This is a genomic window from Microcystis protocystis FBCC-A270, from assembly GCF_050500235.1.
GTDB classification, from domain to species: domain Bacteria; phylum Cyanobacteriota; class Cyanobacteriia; order Cyanobacteriales; family Microcystaceae; genus Microcystis; species Microcystis ichthyoblabe_A.
In genome coordinates, this window is the sequence record NZ_CP191407.1 from 1,537,621 (window position 1) to 1,549,648 (window position 12,028).

At 43.3% G+C, this 12,028-nt stretch carries 8 protein-coding genes and 1 pseudogene; 4 read left to right on the plus strand and 5 right to left on the minus strand.

The window, feature by feature from the left end; translation table 11 throughout:
- Positions 1 to 4: 4 nt before the first annotated feature.
- The 3 genes from ACQY1X_RS07630 to ACQY1X_RS07640 form a co-directional block, all read right to left on the minus strand.
- Positions 5 to 1,303 (minus strand): homoserine dehydrogenase, encoded by a 1,299-nt coding sequence (locus ACQY1X_RS07630; protein WP_430015528.1) that lies wholly within the window; start codon positions 1,301 to 1,303, stop codon positions 5 to 7.
- 141 nt (positions 1,304 to 1,444) lie between these two features.
- Positions 1,445 to 2,800 carry a (Fe-S)-binding protein gene (locus ACQY1X_RS07635; RefSeq protein ID WP_430015529.1) on the minus strand — a complete coding sequence of 452 codons (1,356 nt, stop codon included), beginning with the start codon at positions 2,798 to 2,800 and terminating at the stop codon, positions 1,445 to 1,447.
- A 9-nt stretch (positions 2,801 to 2,809) separates the two neighbouring features.
- On the minus strand, positions 2,810 to 4,096 hold the full coding sequence (locus tag ACQY1X_RS07640) for an FAD-binding oxidoreductase (RefSeq protein ID WP_430015530.1): 1,287 nt from the start codon (positions 4,094 to 4,096) through the stop codon (positions 2,810 to 2,812).
- A 391-nt stretch (positions 4,097 to 4,487) separates the two neighbouring features.
- Between ACQY1X_RS07640 and ACQY1X_RS07645 the strand changes: the two genes are divergently transcribed.
- Positions 4,488 to 5,675, plus strand: a complete 1,188-nt coding sequence (locus ACQY1X_RS07645; RefSeq protein WP_430015531.1) for an aspartate aminotransferase — start codon at positions 4,488 to 4,490, stop codon at positions 5,673 to 5,675.
- Between the two features lie 93 nt (positions 5,676 to 5,768).
- Positions 5,769 to 6,500, plus strand: a complete 732-nt coding sequence (gene radC / locus ACQY1X_RS07650) for a RadC family protein (RefSeq protein WP_002732646.1) — start codon at positions 5,769 to 5,771, stop codon at positions 6,498 to 6,500.
- 83 nt (positions 6,501 to 6,583) lie between these two features.
- Here the strand turns inward: radC and ACQY1X_RS07655 are convergent, their stop codons facing one another.
- On the minus strand, positions 6,584 to 6,937 hold the full coding sequence (locus ACQY1X_RS07655) for a hypothetical protein (protein ID WP_306766085.1): 354 nt from the start codon (positions 6,935 to 6,937) through the stop codon (positions 6,584 to 6,586).
- A gap of 407 nt (positions 6,938 to 7,344) precedes the next feature.
- Here ACQY1X_RS07655 and ACQY1X_RS07660 point away from each other — a divergent pair, with 407 nt between their 5' ends.
- Positions 7,345 to 9,081: an IS1634 family transposase gene (locus ACQY1X_RS07660; RefSeq protein WP_430014653.1), complete on the plus strand. Its 1,737-nt coding sequence runs from the start codon at positions 7,345 to 7,347 to the stop codon at positions 9,079 to 9,081.
- 111 nt (positions 9,082 to 9,192) lie between these two features.
- Here ACQY1X_RS07660 and ACQY1X_RS07665 read toward each other — a convergent pair.
- Positions 9,193 to 9,495: pseudogene (locus ACQY1X_RS07665) on the minus strand (IS4 family transposase); the annotation flags it as partial.
- 764 nt (positions 9,496 to 10,259) lie between these two features.
- Between ACQY1X_RS07665 and ltrA the strand changes: the two are divergent.
- A complete protein-coding gene (ltrA, locus tag ACQY1X_RS07670) occupies positions 10,260 to 12,026 on the plus strand; it encodes a group II intron reverse transcriptase/maturase (RefSeq protein ID WP_430014654.1) in 1,767 nt (588 codons plus the stop codon).
- The last annotated feature ends 2 nt before the right edge of the window (positions 12,027 to 12,028 follow it).

Sequence of the window (12,028 nt, forward strand, 5' to 3'; positions counted from 1 at the left end):
TTAATTACAAAACCCGGAGAATACTGGGAATACTGTCAATAGCTTCTAAAGACTCTATGGCTGCTAAAGCGTTGCGGAAATTGCCCTCGCGTACATCGTGGGTGACAACGACAATTTCGGCTAAATCACCCCTAATCCCAATTTGTACCACGGATTCTAGACTAACCCCATGGTCGCCGAAAGCCATACCTAAATGACCGATTACCCCCGGCACATCGCGACAGAGAAAACGAGCATAAAAACGGGTCGATAAATCCTCCATCGGGGCGATTTGACAATAATGCTGGTGAACACAGCTTAAAAGCGGGTCAAGTTCCTTGGTTTTGCCACTACTTTTTAAAATTCCGACGATATTCATCACATCCGATACTACTGCACTGGCCGTCGGTCCGCCACCCGCACCCGGTCCATAAAACATCACTTGTCCCAAGGGTTCCCCCTCGACCAGAATAGCGTTATAGACTCCGTTAGCATTAGCGAGGGGATGGATTTTCGGTACTAGGGTCGGATGAACCCGCAACTCTAGAGTATCGGAATCTTCCTTAACCGTATCTTTTGCGATCGCTAATAATTTAATCACAAATCCCAGTCTATCAGCGTAGGCGATATCGACGGCGCTAACTTGCCGGATACCTTCACAGTAAACATCTTCCCGTTTTACCCGACCTCCAAAACCCAGAGAGGCTAAAATAGCGATTTTATCGGCTGCGTCGAATCCATCCACGTCCGCAGTGGGATCCGCTTCTGCATAACCTAATTCCTGAGCTTTGGCCAGCACTTCGCTAAAATCTGCCCCTTTTTGGCTCATTTCCGTGAGAATATAGTTAGTTGTGCCGTTGACAATTCCCATAATGCTGCTGATACGATTAGCGCCGAGGGATTGTTTCAAGGGTTTAATGACGGGAATGCCACCACCCACGGCCGCTTCTAGGAGGACATAAACCCCCTTTTCGTTAGCTTTGGCGTAGATTTCATCACCAAAACGGGCAATAACCGCCTTATTTGCCGTAACAACGTGCTTTCCCGATGCGATTGCCTTGAGAATTAAAGAGCGTGCTGGTTCCAAACCCCCCAATAATTCGACAATAATATCAATTTCGGGGTCAGTAACGATCGATTCTAGGTCAGTGGTCAAAAGATGGGGAGAAAGCTCGATTTCTCTCGGTTTATCTAGGGTTCTAACTCCCACTCGTCCAATGGTAATCTCTTTGAGTACGGGATGACGACCAAAAGGATCGAGGAGGATTTTCGCTGTTCCCGTCCCCACAACCCCGAAACCGAGTAAACCAATCTTAAAGGTCACGCTTTTATCTCCTGCTAGTCCGACGCAAAAAATACTAATGGCCAAGCTGTCGCCATTGTCGATTCTATCATTACAAGGTCTTTGTCTGTGGGGTTTTCTTTTGCTGTCCTGACACCACTAACACAACTCAAATGGTGGGAGTTAGCCAATTTTCAGCCCGCGAATCGCATAATCTAATAATTCGATAGGATGAATAACGGGTGTATCTTTTCCCTGTAATTGTAGATGTTTTTTAATTTGTAGGGAACAACCCGGATTAGGAGAAGCAATCACCGCAGCCCCAGTATTTAATAAATTGCGTACTTTCTGCTGACCTAATTCATCGGCAGTATCTGGCTGTAGCATATTATAAACTCCGGCACTACCACAACACAAGGCCGCATCGATAGGTTCTTTTAAGTTAATATTGGGGATTTTTTGCAATAATTGTCGTGGTTGCACGGAGATTTTTTGTCCGTGTAAAAGATGACAGGCATCTTGATAAACTAGGGTTAATTCTGTCTCGGTAATCGGGGATAAATCAGCAGTTAATCCCACTGCTGCCAAAAATTCTTGGGCATCGCGTACTTTAGCCACAAACTCCTTAGCCTTATCTTTATATTCAGGATCATCGGCTAAAATATGATGATATTCCTTGAGAGTATGACCACAACCCGCCGCATTGATAATAATATAATCAACCCCAGTTTCTGCGAAACTATCGATCATTTGTCTGGCTAAACTTTGTGCTCGTTTTTCCTGTCCTTGATGTGCGGGTAAAGCGGCACAACAACCCTGGGTTTTTGGGATAACCACTTCACAACCATTGGCAGTTAAAACCCGCACTGTCGCTTCATTTACGGGCGAGAAAAAGAGGCGCTGCACACAACCTAAAACTACTCCCACCCGATAGCGTTTTTCAGTTTGGGAGGGAATAACATCGGCATAGTTTTTAAACAGAGAATTTAGAGTAATTTTGGGTAAAATTGATTCCATGGCCGCTAGACGAGGAAAGAGCATTTTTAAGATACCCGATTTCCTGACTAGGGTTTGTAATCCTAGGGTTTGATATAACCAGAGGAAAGGTAAAAATAATTTGAGACGGACGGGATAGGGAAAGAGATTAAAAATCAGAAAACGAATAATTTTATCTTTAAAACTGCGGGGTTGATTGCGTTCCACTTGCGGACGAACTGCGGCGATTAATTGATCGTATTGTACTCCCGATGGACAAGTACTAACACAGGCTAAACAACCTAAACAAGTATCAAAATGTTGGCTAGTGGTTTCGTCTAAAACTGCTTCTCCTTTGTTGATGGCATTCATCAGATAAATTCTACCCCGGGGGGAGTCCATTTCTTTGCCAATAACTCGATAACTGGGACAGGTAGAAAGACAAAAACCACAGTGAACACAACTATCGATTAATTCTTGAGCGGGGGGATTTTTGGGGTCAAATCCTTGATTTTTTTGGTCGATTAATTCTTGAAAGTTAACGGAATGTTCGGAGGTTTGCATAATTTTTAATTAGATTTTGTTAAGAAAGCGTTCAGGACTAAAAATACCGTGAGGATCGAATTTAGTTTTTAGGGTTTTCATCATGGTAATTGCGTTACCTGTATAACCCCAAGGTTCAATTTTTTCTTTTAGGGATGGGGGTGCGGTTAACACCGTTAAATAACCGTGATTGGCACTGCATAAAGAGCGAATTTTGTCAAGATTTTCCTCCGATTTTAAGATAACTTTACCCACGCCGCTACTAATATTAATCGAGGCTAGTCCGTTAATTTGGTCGATAACTAGAGCTAAACTGCTGGGTAATAATCCTATTTTGCCGAAAAAATTGCCCTCTTGGTCATAATTATCGATTGTTTTTCGGTATCTTTGCCATAAAGAAACTTCTGCCTCATCCCGATAATAATTGGTCTGACAATCTAACTGTTGTCCTAAATAACTCACCTGTTGCGATTGTTCGCTAATACTTTCGGGAATGCTTTGAAAACGCAGCAGTAAAGCGACTTTTTCCTCTAATCCTAGTGCTTGCGTCATCCCTGGGTTTAAACATTCAGCCACGGTGGGAGTTAGGGACGATTGCCGAATAACTTGACTCAATTTGCTAATATTTTCGCTATTTCCAGTGATTATCAGGGTTTCTGAGTTAGGGGTTTCGGGATACAGTCGCAGGGTAATTTGATCGATAATCCCCAAAGTGCCGTAGGAACCCGTAAATAGCTTCATCATGTCGTATCCCGCCACATTCTTGACCACACGCCCTCCAGCTTTAGCAATCTCGCCATCGTGACGGATAAAGGAGAATCCTAGGATCAGATCCCGGACTCCACCGTATCTTTGCCGCCATGTTCCGGCATCGGCCGTGGCCATAATACCGCCAATCGTGGCATTATGGGCGTAACTGGGATCAAGAGGAATAAATTGACCGCTAGGAGCCAAAAAAGCCTGTAAATCCGCTAGTTTAAGCCCAGATTCCACGGTTATAGTTAAATCTCCCCTAGCATGGTCAATAATCCGGTTGAGATTTTGGGTACTGACTAAAATATCGGGTGACTGGACTAATCCACCCCAATCTAATTTACTGCCTTGACCGTAGGCCAATAAAGACAGACGATTTTCGTTGGCAAAACGCACCAGAGAGGCTAAAGCGGCCGTATTAGCGGGATAGACTATAATTTCAGGACTTTTGCCCCTAATTGCCCTTGATAATCTTTCTTGTTCCTCTTTTGGCACTTGTGGCCAGGCAATAACTGTCGTGTCGGGGGGTAAAATAGAAGTTATCTGAACAGCGATCGCAGTCATATTTTACAAAAGAATTGAGGAGTGAGGAGTCAGGACTTACCGGCCGATAATGGCGAAGAATGGGGGTAATGCTGGGGCTAATCAGTAATTTTGGGCCTCTATTAATTAGATTACCTTAGTTTGACTCTCCATCTCCGGTGTCGGGCAATTCTAGCAATACTGAGGCACAAAGAAGTCAGCTAATAACTAAGGGACTTGCGTGGGAATAATATCCCAATCGATCGGAGGGCGCAAGCTTTGCGCCCCTACAGTAACGGATTTTGTCCACAATGTAGGGGCGAACTGCGTTCGCCCAAAAGGTACATTATCAAAGCGCAAGTCCCTAACTGTTAAATTAGCCATACACTCGTGCCATAATGGTAGATTACCTCGATCAGTAAGCCAAGAAGTAATGAGTGTAAATTGGACGAATAGCCGCGCCAAGCGATTAAGTGCCTTACCCCCCTACGTTTTCGCCCGCTTGGATGAATTAAAAGCCTTAGCCCGCAAAGAAGGACTAGATTTAATCGATTTAGGCATGGGCAACCCGGACGGTTTTGCTCCGCTTCCAGTTATCGAAGCGGCCATTCAAGCTTTTGAAACCCCCCAATTTCACGGTTATCCCCCCTTTGAAGGAACCGCCAGTTTCCGAGAAGCGATCGCTAAATGGTATGATCGCTCTTATGGTGTGGAACTCAATCCCGATAACGAAGCTTTACCCCTGCTAGGTTCCAAAGAGGGCCTATCTCACCTAGCCCTAGCTTATGTTAACCCCGGCGATGTGGTCTTAGTTCCCAGTCCCGCCTATCCCGCCCATTTTCGCGGTCCTTTGATTGCTGGGGCGACGCTATACCCGATCATTTTAAAAGCAGAACAGGATTGGCTGATAGATATCGATTCTATCCCCGAAGATGTGGCTAAACAGGCGAAAATCCTCTATTTTAACTATCCCAGTAACCCCACCGCCGCCGTTGCCCCTCGGGAATTTTTTGAAAAAATCGTTGCTTGGGCCCGGCAATATGAGATTATGCTCGTCCACGATCTCTGTTATGCTGAATTAAGTTTTGATGGTTATCAGCCCACCAGTTTATTAGAAATTCCGGGGGCAAAAGAGATTAGTGTGGAATTTCATACCCTCTCGAAAACCTATAATATGGCCGGGTGGCGCGTCGGTTTTGTCGTGGGCAATTCCGATATTATTCAAGGGTTACGCACCCTGAAAACTAATCTCGATTATGGCATCTTTTCCGTCATCCAAAAAGCGGCCGAAACCGCCCTACAACTGCCCGATGAATACGTCAAACAAGTACAGGAAAGATACCGACAGCGACGAGATTTTTTAATCAAAGGTTTGGGACAATTAGGTTGGGATATTCCCCCCTCTAAGGCGACAATGTATCTCTGGGTCCCCTGTAGCGTCGGTATGACTTCCACGGATTTTGCCCTCAGTGTTTTGCAAAAAACCGGTGTCGTTGTCACTCCGGGCAATGCTTTTGGGGAGGGAGGGGAAGGTTATGTGCGCGTCAGTTTAATCGCCGATATCCCGCGATTAGGGGAAGCCTTACAGCGCCTCGAAGATGCGGGAATTCGCTATCAGTAAGGAGAGTTTTTCCCCTTGATTTACCCGCCAAATCCCTCTAGGCACTGGCTAAAATTGTATGATGGAATTTTATCGCGGTAGCTTGCCACTTCCATGACCTACAGCTTAAGAATTGCCGATATTCCCGTCAGTGAAAGACCGAGGGAACGTTTAATCAGTGTCGGGGCGAAAAACCTCAGCAACGCCGAATTATTAGCGATTTTACTGGCTACAGGTCAAGGTAAGGGGAAACTCTCGGCGGTGGGTTTAGGACAGCATATTCTCAATGAATTGAGTAAATATCGCCGGGATCCTTTGGACGTTTTGAGGGATATTCAGCCCCAAGAATTAACCGCTATTCATGGCATTGGACCGGCTAAGGCTACTACTATTCTAGCGGCGATCGAATTGGGAAAACGAGCTTTTCAACGACGACCGACGGAAAAAATGGTTATCGATAGTCCCGATACCGCTGCCGCTATCCTTGGACACGAACTAATGTATCAGTCTCAGGAACGTTTCGCCGTTATTTTACTCGATGTCAAAAATCAGTTAATCGCACTCAAGGTGATTACTATCGGCACAGCCACGGAAACACTGGTACATCCACGAGAAATCTTTCGAGAAGTAGTGAAACAATCAGCTACTAAGTTAATTATCGCCCATAATCACCCCACCGGGTCACTTGTGCCTAGTCAAGACGATATTTTACTCACAGAACAATTATTACAGGGAGCTACCTATCTAGCCATTCCTCTCCTAGATCATTTGATCCTCGGTAATGGCAACTTCCAAAGTCTTCGCCAAATCACAGATCTTTGGGAAAAATATCCTCAAGAAGATTGACAGAAAAGACACTCGATCGGGTAGTTTAATTTTTTAGCCGTTTCAATTGGGCGTTAATTTCCTCAAACATTATGCGATCGCTGTCAAGGATTGGGGAGAAAACCAAAAATTTTGGCCGCTCCTCCTAAAATAGCAACAACCAAAGCTATCAGAATCCCCCGACTGGTAAATTCCCGATCAGCGACTCTTGCAGTTAACCCTTTAATTTCTGCGGTTAGTCGCTCATCTAAACCAGGACTTGATCTTTCTCCTTTGCAAGGATCGGGATCGTCTCTCGTGTATCTGTTTGAAACTATCATTCCCTTTGCTGAGGTGACAGCCGTACCAGAAAGCAGCAGTCCGCTCGCTTTGGGATTGCTATCCTTGGGATTTGTCACTGTCAGCGCCGTCTCTTTTCCATTACCCAAGGGCAGCACTAACCATCGAGCCGACAGCAATCTTGCTCGAGGAGCGTACCTACTGTCCGCACTTCTTAACATTCAATTGATAATTTTTACTAATATATCTGGACTTCCCCGTTGACAAAAGGCCATAACCTGTGCTGTAGAAGGGATTAAGAGAATTTCCGCCGCCCCGTTACTGGATACAAATCAGGGAAACTCCCAATAAATCTAACGCTTTTTGTTGCAGTTGGGTCGGTCGAGTTATCTTAGAAAAACGATAACTTCCCTCCCTAATCGTACATTCCACTGTATTCCTGAACTTCCCCCATACATATATACTATAATAGCCGAAAACCCTTATCCATCAATGGATACGCCCCTTAACTTTTCTTAATGTACCCATGTAATTTGTAACATTTCTTAATGGACAAGAATTCTCTCTATTTGCTAGAATGATAGCCATGTATATAGAAAAAGTTCCTAACCGTAATTCCCCCCCCGCCGTTCTTCTTCGGGAGTCCTACCGAGAAGGAGATCAAGTCAAAAAAAGAACCCTGGCCAATCTCTCAAAATTACCCGATGATATTATCGACAATCTGAAACTGGCTCTTAAAGGCGCAACACTGTCCATGACTGAAGGCATTCCCAATCATTTTGAAGTGATTAGAAGTCTTCCTCATGGTCATGTAATGGCTATTTTAGAGACGATTAAAAAATTAGGTTTAGATAAAATAATCAGTGAAAAATCCTCACGAATCAGAAACTTAGTGGTGGCGATGATTGTGGCAAGAATCATCAATCCTAAATCGAAACTAGCCACAGCGAGAGGGTTTAATAGCGAGACTTGTAGTCAGAGTTTAGGACAATTGTTAGACTTAGAGAAAGCCGATGAAGACGAATTATATAACGCCTTAGATTGGTTATTAGAAAAACAAGAGAAAATTGAGAAGCACCTAGCAATTAAACACTTAGAATCAGGAACATTAGTCTTGTATGATGTCACTTCTACCTACCTAGAAGGAAATGGTTGTGAACTGGGAAAATATGGTTATAACCGAGATAAAAAGAAAGGGAAAACTCAGATAGTTTTTGGTCTGCTCTGTTCAGCCAAGGGTTGTCCGATAGCGGTAGAAGTATTTGAAAGAAACACCTCAGACGGTGCTACTTTAAGCGGACAAATTGAGAAAGTCAGAAAGGGTTGGGTGATTGAGAATGTGGTCTGGGTAAGCGATAGAGGAATTTTAACTAACTCGAAAATCAACGAATTAGTAAAACCGATAGAAGGATTAGACTATATTACTGGTTTAACTAAGCCTCAAATTCGGAAACTGGCTGAGGTAGAAGTGATTCAATTAGGATTATTTGATCAGGTAAACTTGGTGGAATTTGAGAGTGAAGATTATCCCGATGAAAGATTAATTGCTTGTCGGAATCCCTTCATTGCCCAGAAAAATCAACTACAAAGAGAGGCATTATTAGAAGCGGTAGAGAAGGAACTAGATTTGATTGTTCAGGCGACTCAAAGGGAGAAAAGAGCTTTAAAGGGTCAAGATAAGATAGCTTTGAGAGTGGGCAAGATTCTTAATCAGTTTAAGGTCAATAAATACTATAACTTAGAGATAACAGAAGAAGGCTTTTCTTATCAGCGTAAGCTGGAATTAATCGCTCAAGAAACGGCCTTGGATGGTGTGTATGTGTTAAGAACTTCTCTGGAGTCAACCTTGATGGATGCAGCGACAACGGTTAAAGCTTATAAAAGTTTGTCTCAAGTGGAGGAGGCATTTCGCTGTTATAAGTCAATTGATTTAAAGGTACGTCCTATCTATCATTATAAGGGTGATAGAGTCAAAGCTCATATCTTTTTATGTATGTTGGCTTATTATGTGGAATGGCATTTAAAACAGTGCTTGGCTCCTTTGTTATTTGAGGATGAAGAAATTGATGATGGTTCTCTGAATGTGATTAAAGCGAGTCGCAGTGAATCCGCTCAGTCTAAAGAGAGAAAAAAACGGAATCAAGAGGACTTTCCTGTGCATAGCTTTCGGACTTTGTTGGAAGACCTGGGGACAATTTGCTTGAATACAGTGGAATGTACGATTAGGGAGGGAAGTTATCGTTTTTCTAAGATAACTCGACCGACCCAACTGCAACAAAAAGCGTTAGATTTATTGGGAGTTTCCCTGATTTGTACCCAGTAACGGGGCGGCGGAAATTCTCTTAATTCCTCCTACAGCATAGGTTATGGCCTTTTGTCAACGGGGAAGTCCAGACATAAAATTTGACAAAAAGAGAAAAGTGTGCAAGATGGCTCAAGGGGGTTCTATGGGGGGACTAATTTGATGAGATAGTTTCCAAGTCTGGCTGATATCATGTAACCTTCGCAGTCCCAACCAAATAGTTTTAACACTTGGTTCACCGTCACCTTTTCTACCTAAAAACCCCCCAAGAGAAGCAATCATTCTGACCGCTTCTCGAAAGGAGGGCGGCTTTTCAGGTGGCGGACTCTTTTTATGAATAGTGGCACACAAAGATTGCCATTCATGTTCTTCCAAAAAACTTTCACAACTCTCCTCTCCGTGTAAGCGTGCTTGATAGGTTAACCAAAGTAGTGCGAAACGTTTAGGCATGAAATAGAGCTGAAATGCCCGAAATAACCGCCTAGTAAGGTCTTCAGTCCCCTGACTGAATCTAACAGGTCAACCCAGACCAGCCTTATAACTGTTTATATGTCCCGACGTTTAGTATCAACGTGATACCAAACTAGGCAAAGGGACTCAAGGTCAATACACTTTGTAACAATTATTCACAAATTGTTACAAAGGTGAGAGTAACGGCGATAGCCACCCCCAGATTCAGAAATCACAATTCTGGGACTGAAGCGGGGAACGGAAGGCTCCGAGGTGTAACCTAACACCAGAATCGAGACCACTGCCAACCATCCATGATTAGGTGTGAACCGAATGTCCGACCTGAACCATCGTAATTAGCTAGTAGTGAAATAGGTTGATACACTGCGTTCAAAAGAACAAGGGGAAAAGTAAGGAATTTACTAACTCACTTACACAGACCTTTAAAAGTACCCCGATGGATAGGACAAATCTAAAGATGGAATGCCCATATAAACGGAACGTGATAAGCCCTTTCAGGCTCTGAGTATCGGTCGAAATACTCAGTAGTGACAAGTGTAAGCGCAAGCCTTCAAGGGTGTGAGATGTAACCAAAAGCCAACGCCTGACGGTAATAGTCGGGATATGCTCACAGGTTACGGTTTGATTGTAAGGATAGAGTCTAGTAGGAGTCTATATGACGAAACCCTTGAGAAGGTAAAGGGTTCGGGAAACCGAAAACCACTAAGACTACGAATGTATGGAAAGCTATCAATTGGGGTAAAATCCAAAGATATGTTTTCAAGCTCCAAAAGAGGATATACCAAGCGGCTAAATCGGGACAGGATGCAAAGGTTAGAAGGTTGCAACGTCTATTGGTGAAATCATACTACGCTCGTCTATTAGCAGTCCGCAAAGTAACCCAAGATAATCAAGGAAAGAAAACAGCAGGAGTCGATGGAGTGATAGCAATATCCCCAGAACAAAGGCTAAATCTAACCGAAGAAATCAAGGGAAAACTTAAAGCAAAACCGTTAAGAAGGGTATGGATTCCTAAACCCGGCAGGGATGAAAAACGTCCACTAGGAATACCAACCATCAAAGACAGAGCTAGACAAGCGTTGATTAAATCGGCACTCGAACCAGAATGGGAGTCAAAAATGGAAGAAACCAGCTACGGTTTTCGACCCGGAAGGTCTGCCCATGATGCAATATCGAGGATATACCTTAGCATCAATAAAAGTAGCTACTTCGTATTAGATGCTGATATTGCCAAGTGTTTTGACCGAATTAATCACAACTTCCTACTGTCAAAAATTCATTGTCCCACTGCCTTGAAAAGAGACATTAAACAATGGCTCAAAGCAGGAGTATTGGATAATGGCGTATTTGAAGAAACAGAAACAGGGACACCACAAGGAGGGGTAATAAGTCCACTACTAGCCAACATCGCACTGGATGGAATGGCAAGATTAATTGAAACACTATTCCCCAAAAAGGGTAGTAAAACTCAAGCTGTTCTAATAAGATACGCCGATGACTTTGTGGTGATTTCACCATCACTCGAAATCATTGAACAGTGCCAAACTGCCATTTCTGAATGGTTAAAACCAATTGGATTAGAACTCAAACCAGAAAAAACCAGAGTGTCTCATACACTCAACCCCATTGAGTACAATGGGAAAACTGAAGAACCCGGTTTTGATTTTCTAGGATTCAATATCAGGCAATACCCAGCAGGAAAATACAAAGCAGGGAAAATATATAAAGGAATACCCAAAACATTTCTAACACATATTAAACCTAGCCAAAAAGCAGTTAAAGCCCACACAGAAGCGATTAAAGGTGTAATCAAAAAACACAAAACAGCACCTCAATCAGCCCTGATTAGTCACTTAAACCCAATCATTAGAGGTTGGGCTAACTACTACTCAGGAGTAGTATCCACAGATACCTTCAATAAACTAGACAATACAATCTGGTTAATGTTAAGGGCATGGACAGTATCAAGATGCGGTAAATCAAACCACGAAAAGCTGAGAAACTACTTTAGACCGGGTACAGTTAAACTCAGCAATGGGAAAGAAAGGCAAGAATCTTGGTTATTTAAGACCAAAGATGGTCTTCATTTATGGCAACATAATTGGACACCAATTGTCAGACATACCCTAGTACGCCCCGAAACTTCACCTTACGACGGAAATTGGACTTACTGGGCGACCAGACGAGGACAAGCAATCGACACACCGACAAGAGTAGCCAAACTACTTAAGAAGCAACAAGGCAAGTGTAGCCGATGTGGGCAGTATTTCACACCATCGGATTTAATTGAAGTTGACCACATTCACCCTCTCAGCTTAGGCGGAAAGGATGAATATAAAAACCTTCAATTACTACACCGCCACTGTCACGATGATAAATCGGCATCTGATGGAAGCCTAAAATCATCTGGTTTGACATCAACAGTCAACCTAGATAATACAAGGTTAACCAAAGGAAGTCAAGCTGTATCCTTAACAAGGGAACAGTCAAACTAGGA